At 66.9% G+C, this 18,322-nt stretch carries 14 protein-coding genes; 3 read left to right on the forward strand and 11 right to left on the reverse strand.

The window, feature by feature from the left end; genetic code table 11:
* Positions 1 to 39: 39 nt before the first annotated feature.
* From trhA to HWY45_RS08060, 3 genes are all read right to left on the reverse strand, one after another.
* On the reverse strand, positions 40 to 660 hold the full coding sequence (trhA, locus tag HWY45_RS08050; protein ID WP_059801203.1) for a PAQR family membrane homeostasis protein TrhA: 621 nt from the start codon (positions 658 to 660) through the stop codon (positions 40 to 42).
* A 286-nt stretch (positions 661 to 946) separates the two neighbouring features.
* Positions 947 to 1,153 (reverse strand): YbdD/YjiX family protein, encoded by a 207-nt coding sequence (locus HWY45_RS08055; protein WP_059565077.1) that lies wholly within the window; start codon positions 1,151 to 1,153, stop codon positions 947 to 949.
* Between the two features lie 12 nt (positions 1,154 to 1,165).
* On the reverse strand, positions 1,166 to 3,244 hold the full coding sequence (locus tag HWY45_RS08060; RefSeq protein ID WP_059565076.1) for a carbon starvation CstA family protein: 2,079 nt from the start codon (positions 3,242 to 3,244) through the stop codon (positions 1,166 to 1,168).
* 471 nt (positions 3,245 to 3,715) lie between these two features.
* On the opposite strand from HWY45_RS08060, the gene dapF reads away from it, so the two are divergent.
* The gene (gene dapF, locus HWY45_RS08065; RefSeq protein ID WP_059879261.1) at positions 3,716 to 4,540 is read left to right on the forward strand and encodes a diaminopimelate epimerase; all 825 of its coding nucleotides are present in this window, start codon (positions 3,716 to 3,718) and stop codon (positions 4,538 to 4,540) included.
* Positions 4,541 to 4,617: 77 nt separating this feature from the next.
* Entirely contained in the window at positions 4,618 to 5,316 is a 699-nt protein-coding gene (locus tag HWY45_RS08070; RefSeq protein ID WP_059879258.1) for a hypothetical protein, read from the forward strand.
* A gap of 69 nt (positions 5,317 to 5,385) precedes the next feature.
* On the opposite strand, the gene HWY45_RS08075 is transcribed toward HWY45_RS08070, so the two are convergent.
* The 3 genes from HWY45_RS08075 to cblR all read right to left on the reverse strand — a co-directional run bounded on the left by HWY45_RS08075 (position 5,386) and on the right by cblR (position 7,710).
* The gene (locus HWY45_RS08075; RefSeq protein ID WP_059879256.1) at positions 5,386 to 5,880 is read right to left on the reverse strand and encodes a hypothetical protein; all 495 of its coding nucleotides are present in this window, start codon (positions 5,878 to 5,880) and stop codon (positions 5,386 to 5,388) included.
* A 469-nt stretch (positions 5,881 to 6,349) separates the two neighbouring features.
* A complete protein-coding gene (locus tag HWY45_RS08080) occupies positions 6,350 to 6,778 on the reverse strand; it encodes a PRC-barrel domain-containing protein (RefSeq protein ID WP_059879253.1) in 429 nt (142 codons plus the stop codon).
* A 224-nt stretch (positions 6,779 to 7,002) separates the two neighbouring features.
* Positions 7,003 to 7,710: a cable pilus system response regulator transcription factor CblR gene (gene cblR / locus HWY45_RS08085; RefSeq protein WP_059879249.1), complete on the reverse strand. Its 708-nt coding sequence runs from the start codon at positions 7,708 to 7,710 to the stop codon at positions 7,003 to 7,005.
* A gap of 252 nt (positions 7,711 to 7,962) precedes the next feature.
* Between cblR and HWY45_RS08090 the strand changes: the two genes are divergently transcribed.
* Positions 7,963 to 10,446 carry an ATP-binding protein gene (locus HWY45_RS08090; protein WP_059879246.1) on the forward strand — a complete coding sequence of 828 codons (2,484 nt, stop codon included), beginning with the start codon at positions 7,963 to 7,965 and terminating at the stop codon, positions 10,444 to 10,446.
* Here the strand turns inward: HWY45_RS08090 and HWY45_RS08095 are convergent.
* The 5 genes from HWY45_RS08095 to HWY45_RS08115 form a co-directional block, all read right to left on the reverse strand.
* Entirely contained in the window at positions 10,443 to 12,602 is a 2,160-nt protein-coding gene (locus HWY45_RS08095; RefSeq protein ID WP_059879242.1) for an ATP-binding protein, read from the reverse strand. The two genes, HWY45_RS08090 and HWY45_RS08095, sit on opposite strands and share 4 nt — an antisense overlap.
* Positions 12,603 to 12,627: 25 nt before the next feature.
* Positions 12,628 to 13,863 (reverse strand): CfaE/CblD family pilus tip adhesin, encoded by a 1,236-nt coding sequence (locus HWY45_RS08100; RefSeq protein ID WP_279607675.1) that lies wholly within the window; start codon positions 13,861 to 13,863, stop codon positions 12,628 to 12,630.
* Positions 13,860 to 16,568 carry a cable pilus usher protein CblC gene (gene cblC, locus HWY45_RS08105; protein ID WP_059879236.1) on the reverse strand — a complete coding sequence of 903 codons (2,709 nt, stop codon included), beginning with the start codon at positions 16,566 to 16,568 and terminating at the stop codon, positions 13,860 to 13,862. Before cblC ends, HWY45_RS08100 begins: the two co-directional genes overlap by 4 nt.
* A 74-nt stretch (positions 16,569 to 16,642) precedes the next feature.
* Entirely contained in the window at positions 16,643 to 17,143 is a 501-nt protein-coding gene (gene cblA / locus HWY45_RS08110; protein ID WP_059879233.1) for a cable pilus major pilin CblA, read from the reverse strand.
* A 2-nt stretch (positions 17,144 to 17,145) separates the two neighbouring features.
* On the reverse strand, positions 17,146 to 17,967 hold the full coding sequence (locus HWY45_RS08115) for a fimbrial protein TcfA (protein ID WP_059879231.1): 822 nt from the start codon (positions 17,965 to 17,967) through the stop codon (positions 17,146 to 17,148).
* Positions 17,968 to 18,322 lie beyond the last annotated feature (355 nt).

Raw genomic sequence — 18,322 nt, forward strand, 5'->3', positions numbered from 1 at the left:
CTCGGACCGCGGTGAAACGTCGTCGAGCGGCCGCCCGCGTCACGCGACATACAGCGCAACGCTGACGAACTGGCACAGGCTGCCCGCCAGCACGAACAGGTGCCAGATGCCGTGCCCGTGGCGGATGCGCTCGTCGTTGATGAAGAAATAGATGCCGGCGCTGTAGATGATGCCACCCGCCACGAGCCACGCGGTGCCCACGGGCGGCAGCGCATGGATCAACGGGCCGACGGCAACGAGCGCAAGCCAGCCCATCAGCACGTACAGCGTCATCGACACGACGCGGGTGCGCCGCCCGAGCGTGAGTTCCTGCGCGATGCCGAACGCGGCGAGCCCCCAGCTCACGCCGAACAGCGACCAGCCCCACGGCCCGCGCAACGTGACGAGCGTGAACGGCGTGTAGCTGCCGGCAATCAGCAGGTAGATCGCCGAATGGTCGCACTTCTGCAGAATGGCTTTCAGGCGCGGATTGCGCACGCTGTGGTAAAGCGTCGAGATCGCGTAGAGCACGCAGAGCATCGCGCCATAGACGCTGAAACTCACCACCTTGTAAGCGTCGCCCGCGAGCGCCCCCCTCGTCACCAGGGTTGCCAGCCCCACCACCGACAGCACCGCGCCGACGAGATGGGTAATGCTGTTGAAACGCTCTCCGGCATGCACGACGTCGTCCTCCTGCGCGGGTTCATCGGGGCCAATAGTTCATATGATAGCGGCAGGAAAACGATGCCGAGCAGCGGGCAGATCAAGCGATCGAGATCCACGCGCAGGCGATCAACCGCCGGGACGGCAAGCTGCCGACCTACATGTCGCCGCAGACGCCGCTGCCGTTCCTCGGATTGTCCGCGCAAGGCGGCACGTCGAAGTAAGCACGCACGGCCGTCGCAATGAAAAAAAACGCCATGACTCGCGTCATGGCGTTTTTGCATCGACCGGGCGCTTCAGGCCGTCAACAGCACTTCCCGGCCCCCGACCCATACCTTGCATTCTGACGTTCGCGGAAAAACGCCTCGTACGTCATCGGTTCGCGGTCCGGATGGGTCTCGCGCATGTGCGCGACGTAGGTGTCGTAGTCGGGCACGCCGACCATCAGCCGCAACGCCTGCCCGAGGTAGCGGCCCGCGCTGCGCAGATCACTGCCGAGATCGGAAAACATCGCGGCGTCTCCTTAGCGTCCGCTGCCGAGCGCCTGCGCGGCCGGAATCGCCTCGTACGGCGTCTCGCGCACGGTCGGCTTCGCCTCGCGGCGGGCGCGCTGGATCGCGAGCACGCCGTACACCGCGATGCTGATCACCACGAAGATGAACAGCCCGGCCAGCGCCGCGTCGATGTAGTCGTTGAAGATGATCCGCTTCATCTGCGCGATCGACTTCGCCGGCGCGAGCACCTTGCCTTCGTCCACGGCCGCTTGCAGCTTCGCCGCGTGCGCGAGGAAGCTCACCTTCGGGTTCGCGTCGAACACCTTCTGCCAGCCGGCCGTCAGCGTGCAGATCAGCAGCCATGCCGTCGGCACGAGCGTGACCCATGCATAGCGCTCGCGCTTCATCTTGAACAGCACCACGGTGCCGAGCACCAGCGCGATCGCCGCGAGCATCTGGTTCGAGATGCCGAACAGCGGCCACAGCGTGTTGATGCCGCCGAGCGGATCGACGACGCCCTGGTACAGGAAGTAACCCCACGCGGCCACGCACAGCGCGGTGGCGACCAGGTTCGCCGGCAGCGACTCGGTGCGCTTGAGCGCCGGGTGGAACGTGCCGAGCAGGTCCTGCAGCATGAAGCGGCCCGCGCGCGTGCCCGCATCGACGGCCGTCAGGATGAACAGCGCCTCGAACAGGATCGCGAAGTGATACCAGAACGCCATCATCGCCTCGCCGCCGATCACCTGGTGCAGGATGTGCGCCATGCCGACCGCCAACGTCGGCGCGCCGCCCGCACGCGCGATGATCGTCGTCTCGCCGACGGCCTTCGCGGTTTGCGTCAGCATGTCCGGCGTCAGCATGAAGCCCCACTGCGTGACGGTGTTCGCGACCGCTTCCGGCGTGGTGCCGAGCACGGCGGCCGGCGCGTTCATCGCGAAGTAGATGCCCGGCTCGATCACGCACGCGGCCACCAGCGCCATGATCGCGACGAACGATTCCATCAGCATCGCGCCGTAGCCGATGAAGCGCGCGTTGGTTTCGTTATCGAGCAGCTTCGGCGTCGTGCCCGACGAGATCAGCGCGTGGAAGCCCGACACCGCGCCGCACGCGATCGTGATGAACAGGAACGGGAACAGGTTGCCCGACCACACGGGGCCCGTGCCGTCGACGAACTTCGTCAGCGCGGGCATCTTCAGTTCCGGCGCGACGATCAGGATGCCGATCGCGAGGCCGAGGATCGTGCCGATTTTCAGGAACGTCGACAGGTAGTCGCGCGGCGCGAGCAGCAGCCACACCGGCAGCACCGATGCGACGAAGCCGTAGCCGATCAGGATCCATGTGAGCTGCGTGCCGCTGAACGTGAACCACGCAGCGAGCGTCGGCGACGCGCTGACGTTCTGGCCGAACGCGATCGCCGCCATCAGCCCGACGAAGCCGATGATCGACACTTCGCCGATGCGGCCCGGGCGGATGTAGCGCGTGTAGACGCCCATGAACAGCGCGATCGGAATCGTCGCGGCGACGGTGAACGTGCCCCACGGCGAGTTGGTCAGCGCCTTCACGACGATCAGCGCGAGCACCGCGAGGATGATCACCATGATCAGGAACGCGCCGAACAGCGCGATCACACCGGGCACGGTGCCGAGCTCCATCTTGACGAGATCGCCGAGCGAGCGGCCGTCGCGGCGCGTCGAGATGAACAGCACCATGAAATCCTGCACCGCGCCGGCGAACACGACGCCCGCGAGGATCCACAGCATGCCGGGCGTGTAGCCCATTTGCGCGGCGAGCACCGGCCCGACGAGCGGCCCGGCGCCGGCGATCGCGGCGAAGTGATGGCCGAACAGCACGTACTTGTTGGTCGGCACGTAGTCGAGGCCGTCGTTGTGGCGCACGGCCGGCGTCATCCGTAGCCCGTCGAGCTGCATGACCTTGCTGGCGATGAAACGGCTGTAGAAGCGATATGCGATCAGATATACGCAGACGGCGGCGATCACGATCCAGAGGGCGCTGACGCGCTCGCCATGCGCGAGTGCGATCGTGCCGAATGCGAACGCGCCCAATAGCGCGACCGCAATCCAGATCAGGGTGCTGGAAGCCCGATTCATGTTGTCTCCTTTGTCGACCGGAGTTGGCGCTTTAGCGCTTACTCCGGTCCCATGCTTTGCGGTCGACCGGAGCCGGTGCATCCGCACTTACTCCGGTCCCGTGCTTGGCGGTTGACCGGAGTCGGCACATCAGCGCTTGCTGCGGTCCCACGCGACGAGGTTTAGTTGTCGACATCGCGCGGCTGGTCGACCGCGCGCCCAACGCGGCATTGCGCCGCGCACCGGCCTCGCAAAGGCAGATGTGGTGGGTTCGTAGTATTCGGGTTCGGGGCCGGGCTTACAAGCGGATAACTACGTATGCGGGGCTACGTAGAATTACGTAGAGCGGTGTAAATGCGGCGTGGCTGACGGCGCTCGGCGACAATGGCACCGACGAGCAACGACCGAATGCATGAGCCGAGCGTCATCGACGGCCGACGCCACCCAACCTGGAAGACCATGTCACGACTCACGCCGGACCGAGGCGCCGCCATGCCCATCCCGTTTCACAAGATGCACGCGAACGGCGACGACTTCGCGATCGTCGACCTGCGCGGCCAGGCCGACATCGTCGATCGAAATCTCGCCCGCGCGATGGGCGACCGGCATCGCGGGATCGGCTTCAACCAGCTTGCCGTGATGACGGACTGCGACGATGCCGCCGCCCGCGTCACCTTCTGGAACCCGGATGGTTCGACGCTCGACGCGTGCGGCAGCGCGACGCGAGGCGTCGCCTGGCGCGTGCTGCGCGAGACCGGTGCGGCGTCCGCCGTGCTCAGGACCGCGCGCGGGCTGCTGACGTGCTCGGCGGCAGCGAACGGGCTGATCACGGTCGACATGGGCCAGCCGCTCGTCGACTGGCGGCAGGTGCCGCTCGCCTGCGAGGCGGACACGCTGGCGCTCCCGCTGCCCGGCGCGCCGGCCGCATGCAACATGGGCAATCCGCATTGCACGTTCTTCGTCGACGACGTGCGCGCGACCGACGTGGCGGCGCTCGGGCCGGCCATCGAATCGCATCCGCTGTTTCCGCTGAAGACCAACGTTCACTTCGTGCAGGTGATCGATCCGGCGCGGATCCGTCTTCGCATCTGGGAGCGCGGCGGCGGCGTGCCGCTCGGCTCGGGATCGTGTTCGTGCGGCGCCGTGGTCAACGGCATCCGGCGCGGCCTGTTACGTGCGAGCGTCGCGGTCGAATGCGACGGCGGGGTCGTGACGGTCGGCTGGGACGGTCACGCGGGCGTGTTGCTGACGGGGCCGGTTGAAGCCGTCTACAGCGGCGTCTGGTCCGCCGAACCCGCGAGCGGTTTCAGGGAATAGAACCTAGAATTGAGCCATGCGCCGGCGCGCCCGGCGCGAAACCGCTTCGTCTTCCCCTTTCATCGAATGCAGCGGCCATGAACACTCACGATGCGTGCTTCATCCGCCCCGCGCTGGGCGCACTTTGCGTGGCTTCGCTGGCGGCGCTGTCCGCGTGCGGCGGCGAAGCCTGCTTCGGCTTCAATGACGGGTGCTTCAACCGGAACGGCCCCACGCAGACCGTCACCCTGTCGGGCACGGCCGCCACGGGCCCCGCGCTCGCCAGCGCGACGCTCGCCGTCAACTGCGCGCAGGGTTCGGGGTCCACGCTGACCGACGGCGGCGGACACTACAGCCTGACGCTCAACGCGACGCTGCCCTGCACGATCACCGCGACGTCCGGCGGCACGACGCTGCATTCGGTCGCGTTCGCCGGCGGCACCTTCAATACGACGCCGGAAACCGAGCTGATGCTCGTCTACCTCGCCGCGCAGCTCGGCACGAGCACGGCCCGCGTGATCGCGGACCTGCCGAACAACGCGCACTTCCAGCAGGTGCTGGAGAACCAGTCCAACGTGCAGGCCGCGCAGGCGGCGGTCGTCGCGAACCTGCAGCAGCGCTACGCGCTCACGCTGGCGGTGCCGGCGTTCCTGACGACGCCGTTCGTGGTCGGCCAGCCGGGCGTCGACAGCGACCTCGTCGCGCTCGCGGCGGCCGGCGCGATCGACGCCAACGGCATGCCCGCCCCGGCCGCCGTGTCGCTGCTGGCGCAGGCCGGCGCCGCCCATCCGTTGTGAGCGGCGCGGCCCGAGACGAAGCGCGCTACGGCTGAGCGCGGCGCCGCATGAGGCCGCAGCCGCGTCGCGTCAGGCCTGCGTCGAGACCAGGCCGCCCGTCGCGGCGCCCGACTTGCTGCGCATCAGTTCCGCCATCTTCGTGACCGCGGCTTGCAGCGCGGCGGATATCTGGCCGGCCTGCGAATTCAGCGCCTGCATTTCGGCCTGGGCCGCGGGGTCCTTCTGCGCGCGCTGCGACACCTGCTCGATCTGCTTTTGCAGCTCCGCGAGCTGCCGCTGCAGCTTCTCGATCAGCTCCTTCAGCACCTTGGCCGCCGGGTCTTCGCCCGACGCGCCCGGTCCGCCCACCTTTTCCCCGCTGTCGGCCTGGCCGGCCTTGTCCGTCTTGCCGGCCTTGTCCGTCTTGCCGGCCTTGTCCGCCGCCGCGGCCGAACCGTCGGCGGACGCGGGACGCGCGGCGTTCGCCGCCGTGCCGGCGGCGGCCGGCTGACTGGCCGATGCACCGGCGGTCTGGTTCGCCGTGGCTTGCGTCGTATTCGCGGCCAGCGAAGCATCGATCTGCATGATTTCTCCCGTAAATTTCGTGAACGAATGGTGATAGCGGAACGCGAGATTCCCTACAGTCTTATTACGGCATTCTTCACACAAAACTTGAAGCGTGCCCTGCGGATCGACGCCGGACTGCGCCGCGCACATGGACCTGTACGACGGCGAAGCGGTGAAGACGGCCATCGACAAGCCCGCACCGTTGTTCACGACCAGCCCATAAGCAGCACGAAACATACTGCGACGGCCGCAGCCCGAACCGTTGCCGCGGCCTGTTCGCGTTCGCGCGGCGTGCTTCGATGGGGAAAGGTGAGAGGATTCGGGAGTGCGAAGACGGTGCGTCGCGATGCGGTCGACAGCTCACGTTACGTGGCACATCGCTCGCGGCGGCCCTGCGGGATTTCGCGCGGCATGGACCGGCGAGGGTATGGCGCGAAGAATAAGCGGCCCGGTGCATCGCGCACCGGGCTCCCGCGTCACACGCGGATCAATGCTTTTCTTCGATCTGCTTCGGCTTCGGCGGCGACGGCACCTTCGCATACTGGAACGCCGGCGTCGCTTTCAGCGCGTCCTTCGTCGCGCCCGGCAGATAGATGTTGCCGCTACGCACGTCGAGCGACGCGATCGGCACCGCGACGTCGTGCGCCGCAACACCGAGGAAGCCGCCCGCCGACACGATCGCCGCCGACACCGAGCCGTCCGGTGCGACGATCAGGTCGCGAATCGTGCCGACCTTCTGGTTCTGGTCGTTGTACACGGGCTTGCCGAGCACGCTCTTCTTCACGCTCCAGCCTTCGAGCAGCGCCTGCGATTGTTCGACGGTGACGCTGAGCGGCTGCGCGCCCGCGATCTGCGCATGCGCGCTGATGCTCGACGCCAGGATGGCGGCTGCGACGAGGGTCTTGTGGAAAGTCATGCTGATGAACTCCGGTTCGTTTGTGTTTGGTTCCGGGAGCGAAGCGGCGCGCGCTTCGTCGAGGGCAGCAGCGGCCGGCCGCGCCGCCGCTGCGTGTGCGCGACGCGAGCCGGACTGGCCTCGGGGTGTCGCGCGACACTGGCGCCATGTTAGCGCCGCTCGCGCGGCGCTGCATCGGACACCATGCCGCAGCGGCACCGCGCGACGCACGAACCGGGCTGCGTTCAGCTTTCCTCGAGCAGCTTGCGGGATGCGAACAGTTCGGCATCGCTACGGATGCCGAGCTTGCGAAACGCCGACTGCTTCTGCGCGCTGATCGTCTTGCGGCTGCGGGAGAATTTCGACGCGATGTCGGACACGGACATGCCCGCGAGATAGCAGCGCAGCACCTCGTGCTCGCGCGGGCTGAGCCGCAGGTCGGCGGACAGGCCCGCATCGGCCGGCGCGGCGGCGTCGCCGTTCGCGGGCTTCGGCTCCGCCACGCGCGGGTCGGGCGTCTCGCTCGACGTGATCCGCTCGGCCAGTTCGGTGCTGATGTACGGGCGGCCGTTCGCGACGACGCGGATCGCATGCGCGAGCTCGCCCAGGTCCTCGCTCTTGCCGACGAAGCCGAGCGCGCCCGCGCGCATCGTCATGTTGACGGTCGCGGGCGTATCGCTGCTCGACATCATCAGGATCCTGCACGCCGGAAAGCGCGTGTTGACCAGCTTGACGAGATTAAGCCCGTCGATCTCGTCGGGCCCCAGCGTGTAGTCGAGCAGCACGACATCCGCGCGATTCGCTTCGAGCCAGCGGATCAGGTCGCGCGACTTTGCAAAGCTCGCCGCCACCGTGATGCCGGGCCTGTCGTTCAGATAACTGGTGATCCCGAGCTGGACGACGGCATGGTCGTCCAGGATCACGACGCGGATCGGCTGGTGCTCTGGCCTCATTGCTAACCCTTTGTTTATCGTGGTGCGGCTGTCGATGGTCGATTCCCGTTCTTGTCGCCGCACGCCATCAACGCTGCTGATTATCGGGATTAGCTTACCGGCTTTCTGGCTAATTTTTAACCCCACCGGCTAAATGCGGCGGGCGGCCGCGTTCGTCGGCGTCGCCGTTCCGCGTTGCATTGCGTGGCTTCACATGGCATCGTGTCGCGCTTACGCAACGTGCGACCGATAACACGGTGGAAGGACGCAAGCATGACGAGTTCGAAGCGTTGCGCCGTCCTGATCGGCATGATCGTCGGGTTGATGCCGGCGATCGACTGGGCAGCCGGCGCGCCCGAATTCACGCCGGAGGAAAAGGCGTGGATCGCCGAGCACCCCGTGGTGCGAACCCGCGCCGATCCGAACTGGCGGCCGTTCGAATTTCGCGAACACGGCAAGGCCGTCGGCGTCGTGCCGTCGTTTCTCGACGCCGTCTCGCGAATCAGCGGGCTGCGCTTCGAATACGTCGACGGCATATCGTGGCGCGGCTCGCCCGACGCACTGGCGTCCGGCAGGATCGACGTCGTCCCCGACGTGACGTGGCGCAGCAGGTTCGACGCACCGTGGCTCCGTCACCTCGACATCGCGTCCGATGCGGCGAAGCACGACGATTGGGCCTGGTCCCGTGACCACATCATCGTCAGCCGGCCCTACTTCGTCGGCACGGTTTTCGTCGTGGCGCCGGAGCACCCGAACCTGCTCGTCGACGCCCAGAACCTCGCCGGCCGACGCGTCGCGATCAAGGGCGGCGGCGCGCTGGAAGCCGCGATCCGCCACGGCGACATACCCGTGACCCTGCTGACCTACGACGACGAGAGCCAGGCGCTCGCGGCCGTCGCGAACGGCGAGGCCGATGCCGCCGTGGGCACCGACATGTCGATCCTGCCGCTGATGCGCAGGCAATTCCACGACAAGCTGTTCGTGGCGGGTGGTTTGCCGGACGGCCAGTATGCGCTGGCGATGGCGACGCGCCGCGACATGCCGGTGCTCGCGTCGATACTCGAGAAGTCGCTCGCGGCAATCCCTGCGCGCGAGGTCGATGAGATCACGCGTCAATGGATCGAGACGGCCGACTACGGCAAACCGTCGCTGCGCTCGATCCTCTACTACCGGCGCTGGCAGGTCACGGCGGCCGGAGCAGGCCTGCTCGCGCTGGCGGCGATCGCATTCGTTTCGTGGCGCTCGCGCGTCGCGGCGGTGCGCAGCGAGCGCGACAAGGCGATGTTCCTCGCATTCATCAGCCACGAGATCCGCACGCCGATGCACACGATCCTGTCGTCGGTGGAGCTGCTGCAGCGCTCGAACCTGGCGCCCAGGCAGGCGAGCCGCGCCGACGCGGCGATGGCCGCGTCGGAATCGCTGCTGACGCTGCTCGACGACATCCTCGAATACTCGCGCCTCGAATCGCACAACGTGACGCTCGCGCCCGAGCCGACGCATGTCCAGCCCTGGGTGCGGCGCAGCGCCGACATGGTGCGCTGGCGGGTCGACGAGAAGAAGCTGAGCTTCGCGCTCGAACTCGCGTGCCCACCCGACCTGTGCGTGCTGATCGACCCGGTGCGCACGCGGCAGATCGTGCTGAACCTGCTCGTCAACGCGATCAAGTTCACGTCGGCCGGCTCGGTTGCACTGCGCGTCGATTATCTCGAAGGCAAACCGGGCCGCGCCGGCTCGCTCGTGATCGAAGTTCGCGATACCGGAATCGGCATTCCGCCCGAACGCCAGCGCACCATCTTCGAGCCGTACCAGCGCGTCGAGCAGTCGCAAAACCGCCGCGTGAGCGGCAGCGGATTGGGGCTGTCGATCTGCCGCGAACTGGTCGGCCTGATGAAAGGCGTGGTGACCGTCAGCAGCAGCCCGGACAAGGGCACGATCTTCACGGTGCTCCTGCCGGTGCAACGCGCCGCGCAGGCGCCGGCGCCCCAACCGTCGCTGCCCGCGCAGGTGCCGGAGCCTGTCGAAGCCGACACCTCGCAGCCGAGCGCGAACGGCCCGACGATCCTGATCGTCGACGACCACGCAGCGGTTCAGCATGCGATCCAGCATCAACTCGACGCGCTCGCGTGCAACTCGGCCATTGCCGACACCGGCGAACAGGCGCTCGCGCTGTTCGAGCACACGGCGTTCGACATGGTGCTGCTGGATTGCGATCTGCCCGACATCGACGGCTACACGGTCGCGCGGCGCATGCGCGATGGCGAGCGACTGCGAAAGGGGGCGCGCACGCCCATCATCGCCATCTCGGCGTCGACGGGCGATGCGCATCGCGAGCGGTGTTTCGACAGCGGGATGGATGGCGTGCTCGGCAAACCGCTGCGGCTCGACGCGCTGCGCCAGATGATCGACCTGTGGTGTCCGGCCCGTGACGACGACGATACAGCGCGGCCGACGCAGGGCGCGCAACCGGCGCAATCCGACTTCCGCGCGATCTACCGGCAAAGCGTCGATGCCGATCTGGCGGCGCTCGGCGAGGCGTTGTCGAACGGCGATGTCGATCGCGCGCGTCACGCGGCGCACCGGATCAAGGGCGCCGCCGCGGTGGCCGGCCATACGACGACGAGTGAACTGGCGGCCGAGCTCGAGCGCCGGCTGCAGTTCGCGTCGGGCGCAATCTCACCCGGCATCGGCATGCTCGGCGACGAACTGCTGCGCCTGCATCGCGCCGACACGGCCGGGCCCGGCACGCCGCGATCCTAGCGATCGTTCGACGTATCCGCCGTGCCGTCCGCCGTCGTATACGTCGGGCACCATCGCACGACCGCCTGCCGGAGCGCTTCGAACCTCAGCGGCTTGCCGAGCACGCCGTCCATCCCGCTTTCCAGGCAACGCACCCGGTGCGCATCGCCGGACACCGCCGATATCGCGATGATCGGAACACGTCCCGCCTTCCGCGTGGCTTCTTCCTGCCGGATCATCCGCGCGAGCGCATAACCGTCGATATCGGGCAGATTGCAATCCAGCAGCACCATATCGACCTGCTCATGCGCGAGTTGCCGCAACGCCTGCTCGCCCGAGCCGGCGACGAGGCCGGCGCAGCCGAGTTCGTCGCATTGGTGCCGCAATGCGGCCTGCACGGCCTCGTGATCGTCGACGATCAGGATGCGCGGCGCGTCGCGGCGCGCGTGCGGCACTGCCGTACAGGCCGACGCGGGCGCCGTGGCGGCGCGCCGCGCTGGCGGCGCGGCCTCCGCCGCGGTCACCGGCAGTTGCACGGTAAACACCGTTTCGACATGCGGCGTGCTGTCGACCGTGATCGTGCCATGCATCAACTCGACGAGTTCGCGGCAGATCGCGAGCCCCAGCCCGCTGCCGCCCGCCCCCTGTCGCGAACGACAGTCCGCCTGCCAGTACGCGTCGAAGAGGTGCCTGAAGCGGTCGGGCGCGATGCCGACGCCGGTGTCGCGCACCTCGATGAGCAGCGTACCGTTTCGTCCCTGGGGAGCGGCGAAAAAATGGACACGCAGTGTGACGGCCCCGGCCGCCGTGAAATTGATCGCATTGACGAGCAGGTTCAGCACGATCTGGCGCACGCGCACGGGATCGATCACGACACGCGTCCCCCGCGGGCCCGCGACGTCGAGCGTCAGCGCGAGCGCCTTTCGTTCGGCCCGCCAGCGCACCATGTCGACGGTCTGCCGGGCCCATGACTCGAGCTCGACCGCGTGCGGCGACAGCGTGACCTTGCGCGACTCGAGGCGCGAGTGCTCGAGGATGTCGTCGAGCAGTGTCAGCAGCGTATCGGACGCGAACGCGGCCGCCTCCGCCCGCTCGGCCTGCTGCCCGGACAGCCCCGAGCGCTGCAGGAATTCGAGCGACGACAGGATCGTCTGCATCGGCGTGCGGATCTCGTGGCTGACGAACGCGAGAAACATCGCCTTCTCGCGCCTGCTGCGGATGGCGGCCGCGCGGGATTTCCACGACAGGTACGTGAGCATCGCGCACGTCACCAGCGTCACGACGATCGCGAGCACCACCGGCGCACGATAGTGCAGGATCGAGCGGATCGTCGGCTTGCCGTAGTCGCCCAGTTCCACCCAATCCCGTGTAATCGCGGCCGTCTCCTTCACGGGGATCGCCGCCAGCGACTTGTCGATGATCGACGCGAGAATCGGCAGGTCGGTGCGCGTGAGCATCGCCAGCGATACCGGGCGGTCGGCCAGCATGCCCGACATGTAGAGCTGGCCGAAAAACTGCCGGCGGACGATCGGCAGGATCGTGACGTCCACGCCGAGCGCGGCGTCGGCTTCGCCGTTGGCGACCGCGGCGAGCGCGAGCGCCTCGGTGTCGTACGTCAGCACGTCGAGCGGCACGCCGCTGTGCCGCGTGAAGTATTCGACCGCGCCGCGCCCCTTGATCGCGACGCGCCGGCCCTTGAGCCGCTGCAGGCTGAAGATCATCGCGGAATTGTTGCGCGTCACGGCGGTCAGCCGCCCGACGAGGTACGGCGAACTGATCAGCGCACCGGCGCCGATGCGCTCCGGGGCCAGTTCGCGCCATACGCCCGGCAGCAGGTCGACCTTGCCGCTGGCGAGCGCCGCGTATGCATGCCCCCACTCCGTGCCCGGCACGGTCTCGAACGTGAGCCCGGTCATCTTCGAAATCGCGCTCAGATAGCCCGCGACGAGCCCGCCGTGCTGGCGATTGCGCATGTACTCGATCGGATACCAGTTCGCCTCGACCGCGATGTGCACGACCGGGTGCGCCTTGATCCACCGCAGTTCCTCGTCGGTGAAGACCGGCTTCCAGCAGACGGTCGCGGCGCTCGCACCCAGCGACGCGCCGAGCAGCACGGCCACCAGTGCCCGACCAAGCCTGACCCGGATCGGGCCATGCGCCGAGAACCTTGCTTCCATGATCGATTTCACGGGCTGCCGCGCGCTACAGGCTCGCCGACGACGGCGTAAACGTGATCGTCAGCTTGTTGCTGTATTTGCCCGGACGCTTGAAGGCCGACTGGACTTCCGGCGTGACCAGCGTCAGCGGCGTCGGCGTGCAGATGACCGGCACCGAAATGCCCGGCAGCGATACCGAGCGGCCCGTGCTGTTGTTCACGCCCTGAAGCCGCACGGTCTCGCCGTTCGGCAGCGCGATCTTCTTGCCCGCATACGTGAGGCTCGCGTTGTAGTCGATGCGCGATGCGTAGGCGCCGCTCTTGTCCTTGTCGAGCAGCACCGAATAGCTGCCTTTGTCGCGCCGGTCGATCGACAGGCCGTCGCTCGCCGACACGTCGAACCACGTACTCTGCGCGTTGTAGCCGTCGTACAGGCACATGTCGACGTTCGACGTGCCCGACATCCGGCTGCCGTTCGGCAGCATCTTCAGCTTGAGGTCGACCGTGGGCGTCGCGCTCGTGAATTCCGGCAGATAGACCTGGATGTTGTTCTTGTCGATGACATCCAGCTTGATTGACGCCACGAAAGTGGCGATCTTCGGGTTGGTTCCCCCGACGTCCCATTGCCTCAGGTTCAGCCGCAGATTCGCCTTCCAGGTTCCGCCCGACGGGAGATTCTTCAGCTCCGTGGCGGGGATCTTGACGAAGAGATTTCGCCCATCCCAGCCTACGGTGCTGCAATTTGCCACGGTAGCGGACTGCGCCATCTCGATTGGCGTTCGCCCGGCCGATAAGCCTTCCGAAATGGCGTTGCCGTCGCAATCGAGGTGGCGACTGTATGCACTTTCTCCTTGAAGATTCAGCACGGCCGTGGCGCCGGTCTTTTCCTCCTTGAACGAAAGCGGGATCTTGGTCGAATTGCCCGACGCGATCCATACCGGCTCGGTCGGGCACGCACCTGTCGTCGTGGAGGTGGCCGATTCGCACGTCCACGAATTTCGCCCCCATTTCTTGAAATCCGCCGTGTCATAGCCGCCCGACGCGCTGTTGAATACCATGACGTCCGCCGTCGGCGCGCCACGATCCAGCGTGGCTTCCACGGTATCGTTGCGGTTGGCCGGCTGCTGGGAGGCCGCCGACGCATCAAGCGCGATCGCGCTCAACGCGACCGCCAGGACGATTGCCCGACGGCGAATTCGACTGATCTGAAGCATATGAATGGCTTTTCCTTGTGTACTCGAAATGACGAGCGGCACCTCGCGGCGCCCGTGCGTGCGCGTCATTGCGCCGTCTTGGTCACGTCCGTCGCCTGCTGCCGCATCGACATCACGTACCGCTGCTGCAGCAGTTTCTGCACGCGCGCGTGCTTGCGCAGCGCCTCCGGCAGCGCGTCCGGCCCGGCCACGTCGCAACGCACCTTGCCGACCACCATGAGCACGTCCTGCCGGCGCTTGACGTGCAGCGGGCAACGCATCAGCGACGGGCCATCCACGACGAACAGTTCGCTTTCCTTGTTGTCCAGCTCGGCAATGAAGCCGCCTTCGGCGTCGAGCGACGGCATCGAGCCGTTGAGGATCACGCTGTCCGACAGCGGCATGCCGCTCGCTGTGAAAGCCTGCCCGACATAGGTGTACGTCACCTTCGCATCGACGTTGCGCAGCGCGAGCTGCCCCGGCACCATGAACAGCGTGTGCTTGCCGAGCCCCTCGGTCACGCTCGTCGCGCCCACGGACGCGCGCGCGCCCGCGTCGCTCACTTCGGTCGTCACTGGCGTGAACGCGGTGACCGGCAGCAGCGCGCGCTGTCCGAATCCGACCTTGATCCGCGTGCTCGATGCGCTGCTCACCTCGGCTGCCATGCCGCTTGCATCGTCGCGCTTGCCGACCCGCACCGCGAAGCCCGCGAGCGGATCCGACTGCGACGCGGACGCACCGAGGAACACGCCCTGCCGGGCCAGCGCGAACGACGACGAGTAACTCGCCGTCACCGACGGATTGTTGCCGCCGCTGTCGCGGCTGTAGCTGTTCGCCACCGACGTGGTGACGTCACCGTAGCGCCCGTTCCAGCGGCCCTGCACGGTGCCCGTCAGGCTGTCGGTGCCGTAGCCCGACAACCCGAGCGCGAGTTCCCGGTAGGTGTCGCCCTGCCAGTTCCAGTTGCGGTCGAGCGTGTAGTTCGTCGTCGTGCTGCTGCGATCGGTGCGGACGTCGACGCCCGCCGACGTGTAGGCGGACGCGTGCCCGGCGCGCACCGCGGGTTCGGCCATCGACAGCGTCACGCCGACGTAGCCGCCATACTCGTTGCCGGCGCCAACGTCGGCGCTGCGATTGGCGTACGCGCCGACGCGCAGGTTCGCGCTGACCTTGCGCCACGTCACGGAGCGCGACAGCGACACCTGAAACGCGCGCGACACCTGGTCGCGCTGACGCGCGACGGGCGGCGCCCAGGGGCGGTCGGGCGCGTTGTCGCGCCAGTCCCGCGAGCGGCCGACGCTCTTGTTGTACGTGTACCCGAGCATCGCCGACCAGTTCCCGATCGGGAACGACACGGTCGCGTTCAGCATGTCGTAGCAGCCGATGTCGCGATACGACACCGCCGGAGCGCTGCACGCGCCACCGCGCATCTGGTAGCGATAGACGCTCCACGACACGCCGTCGGCGAACGAGATCTGTTGCGTATTGCCGCGAGAACCGTCGTTGCCGATGAAAAACGCCCCGCCGGCAGACAGCACGCCCAGCGGAAATGCATGGCGCCATTCGAGCGCCGTCTCGTTGAAGACATGCCGGCCCACGCTCGCGACGCCGCTCGTCAGCGCCATCTCGCGCAACAGCGGAATGCGCACGCCGGCCGCCGCGGCCACCCCGTCCGGCGCGCCCTGGTCGGCCGCGCGGCCGGCCTGCGCGAACCATTGCCGCGTGCGCGAATTGACGCCGCCGCCTGTCTTCGTGAACGGCGTCGTCTGCGTGCGCACCTGGACGCCGTTCTCGAAAATGCGCAGCAACAGCGGATACGTGCCTTCGGGAAAGTGCGACGTATCGAGCGAATTGACGCCGGCCTTCATGTAGAACGTGCCCAGCAGCTCGCTGCCGCGATACGCGTCGATACGCGAATCGCGCGGCAACAGCAGCGTGACCGGCGTGCCTTGCGTCGCGACCTCTGGATTCACATAGGCCAGCGTCGTGCCGACGCGCACGCCATCGAGCGTGCCGACCGGCAGCATCGAGAACCCGAAGTTGCCGCCGAGCGCGCTCGCGAGGTTGCGGTTGTCCATGCGGCCGGCCTGCGCGTAATGCTGCGAGCCGATGTCGTGGCGGTAATAGAGGTCCTGAAGCTGGACGTGGCTGTCCGCTGCCCGCGAATAGCTCGTGTGGGTAAAGCTCCAGTTACCGCCGATGAAGCTGCTCGGCGTGATGCCGAGTGCGCCCGTGCCCGACACGGCCAGGCTCTTGTAGCCTCGGCCGCCCGACAGGTTGATCGTCTGCTGGTGGATCAGCGCGTTTTCCGTCATCGACGACGGCTCGCGAAAACGCTGGTCGCGCTTCTCCGTGCTCAACCAGTCGTGCGACAGGAACAGCTCGATGCTGCCTTCGCTTTCATCGTAGATCACGGCCGCGCTGTCGGTCTCGACATACCCGCAGCCGTTCACGCCAGCCTGCCCGGCGCAGGCAAGGTTGCCGTTGCGCGCCATCGGCTTCGACAGCGCGTCGCCGATCGCCGACACGTCCGCCGCCGGATCGATTTGCTCGGCGAGCGCCCGCAGCAGGCGCGCGGGATCCTCGAAACGCACGGCTTCCGGCGTCACGAAGACGCGAAACAACCCGAGCGACTTGCCGAGAAACGTGATGTCGACACGTTCGTCGTGCCCCGCCACGATGTCCTCGAAACCCGGCGGTACGGCCGAAGCGGCGTGTGCGACGGACGCGAGATCCATCACACACACGGCGCTCAGGCACGCGACGACGGTCTTCTTGAGATCGAATGGAATCATGCGGGAACGGAAGAAGTGACACGAAAAAGCCGGGCGCGCCCTTCAAGGCGCGCCCGTCGATGCAGCGGTGGGCGTTAGCTGCCCGATGCCGCGCTCTGCGTGACGATCACGCTGACGAGACCTTGATAGCTGCCGGCAGCCGTGATGGCTCCAGCCGTCTTCTGTGCGATCGACAGCGGCAGCACGTTCGAGCCCTGCGCCAGTTCGCCGGTGAAGATCTCAGACGCCTTCAGCGTCGTCGCCGTGGTGCTCAGCGCGGTGGTGCCCAGCTTGACCGCCAGCGGAATCTCCTTGGCGCCCGGGCTCGTCTGGTTCTTCAGCGCCGGCTCGGCCGCAAGGCGGACCTGCAGATCCTTCGCCTTGTCGTTCGTGAAGATCTTCGTGTTCACTTCAGTCGCCTGGAGACCCGAGCCCGGCAGATACTGCATCTGCATGGTCGTCGGCAGCGCCGAGCCGTCGGCCGACAGCATCTCGAGCGTCGTGTCGACGTTGGCGGTGACGGTGATGTCCTTCTGCACGGCGTACGCCGACATCGACATCAGGGCCGCGGCAGCGATCGGAACGTATTTCAGCATCGTTAATCCTTCTGGTTGGTTGAGACAAAGGTGTGACCCGATCGGGTCTCGTTATGCGCGCTCGGCGCGTTCATCGCGGCGGTGGAATGCGCGGGCACGACCTTCTGCTGCACATCCGCCATTCCCTCCACTCGATATCGAATCCGCACGTAACGCGCGGGAGTCAGGCCCTCCAGCTTGAATGGCTGGTCCGGGTAGACACTGCGTTCAAATTTCATCCACCGGCATGACGACTCGTCCCGCTCGGACTCGCATGCGCCGGCCTCGAGCAAGCCGATCCGGACGTTGCCGGTGTTGGTCAGCGTGCCGTCCGACACGTCGAGATCGGCCATGGCCGCTTTCGGCAGCACACGGACGAGCGGCGCCCAGACGAGGCTGAACTTGACCTGGCCGGCTACGCCGTCCTTCGCGCCGGGTTCGTCGTCGGACGGCGGCGCCGCGGGCTGCAGGTAGACGCGATAGAGCACCTCCTTTTGCGGCGCGCTCAGCGGAATCACGCGCACGAGGCGCGTGCCGCCGGCCGGCAACGCGAACTTGGCCGGAGAGATCACGACCGCGTCGTCGCCGGAGCGCATGCCGCTCTCCTCGCGCTCGTGATCCGTCGCCGGGTCGATCACGCGCTTCACGATCGCCCTCACGTATTGCGTCGCTTCGGATTTCGAGTAGACGCGCAGCTGCGCGGCCGATTCGCGGCCGGAGCCGATCGAGACGGCCATCGGATAGACGATCATGTTCGCGTGGACGATCGGCGAGACGAGAGACAGCGCGATGGCGGCAAGCAACGTCATCCCCGGATGGTTGTTTTTTGGCAAGACGATTTGCATGACTTATTAATCAGAAATCCAATTCACATATCGATGGGCAACCCGGCCCACGTTCAAGCCGTGTTCCGGCGATCCTCCGAATGAACGGCGGGGATGCCCGAAAAGGCTCGGTCGGCTATACCGGCAATACCGCTCGATGCAGTTTCTGGAGAACGCCTTCATAGGCGGCCACCCGTTCATTCAGGCGACGGCGGAAGCGCTCGGCAATGGTTGCGAATCGGGTGCCGCGAGTGGCACACCGACTATTGCGACGCAACGCGGAAATAGGATTCTGTCCTATTGATGGGAGGTGAAATATAAGACTTGGCCTAAAAATGGCGACTTCTGCGTCGATCCGTCACGCTACTGTCGGCAA

The organism is Burkholderia stagnalis, from assembly GCF_902830275.1.
GTDB lineage: Bacteria > Pseudomonadota > Gammaproteobacteria > Burkholderiales > Burkholderiaceae > Burkholderia > Burkholderia stagnalis.

Coding starts and splice junctions, on each gene's coding strand:
- HWY45_RS08055 (WP_059565077.1), bottom strand. CDS start 1,153: ATGTTTTCCGATCTCGGCAGTGATCTGCGCAGCGCGGGCCGCTACCTC.
- HWY45_RS08060 (WP_059565076.1), bottom strand. CDS start 3,244: ATGAATCGGGCTTCCAGCACCCTGATCTGGATTGCGGTCGCGCTATTG.
- dapF (WP_059879261.1), top strand. CDS start 3,716: ATGCCCATCCCGTTTCACAAGATGCACGCGAACGGCGACGACTTCGCG.
- HWY45_RS08070 (WP_059879258.1), top strand. CDS start 4,618: ATGAACACTCACGATGCGTGCTTCATCCGCCCCGCGCTGGGCGCACTT.
- HWY45_RS08075 (WP_059879256.1), bottom strand. CDS start 5,880: ATGCAGATCGATGCTTCGCTGGCCGCGAATACGACGCAAGCCACGGCG.
- HWY45_RS08080 (WP_059879253.1), bottom strand. CDS start 6,778: ATGACTTTCCACAAGACCCTCGTCGCAGCCGCCATCCTGGCGTCGAGC.
- cblR (WP_059879249.1), bottom strand. CDS start 7,710: ATGAGGCCAGAGCACCAGCCGATCCGCGTCGTGATCCTGGACGACCAT.
- HWY45_RS08090 (WP_059879246.1), top strand. CDS start 7,963: ATGACGAGTTCGAAGCGTTGCGCCGTCCTGATCGGCATGATCGTCGGG.
- HWY45_RS08095 (WP_059879242.1), bottom strand. CDS start 12,602: ATGGAAGCAAGGTTCTCGGCGCATGGCCCGATCCGGGTCAGGCTTGGT.
- HWY45_RS08100 (WP_279607675.1), bottom strand. CDS start 13,863: ATGACGCGCACGCACGGGCGCCGCGAGGTGCCGCTCGTCATTTCGAGT.
- cblC (WP_059879236.1), bottom strand. CDS start 16,568: ATGATTCCATTCGATCTCAAGAAGACCGTCGTCGCGTGCCTGAGCGCC.
- cblA (WP_059879233.1), bottom strand. CDS start 17,143: ATGCTGAAATACGTTCCGATCGCTGCCGCGGCCCTGATGTCGATGTCG.
- HWY45_RS08115 (WP_059879231.1), bottom strand. CDS start 17,967: ATGCAAATCGTCTTGCCAAAAAACAACCATCCGGGGATGACGTTGCTT.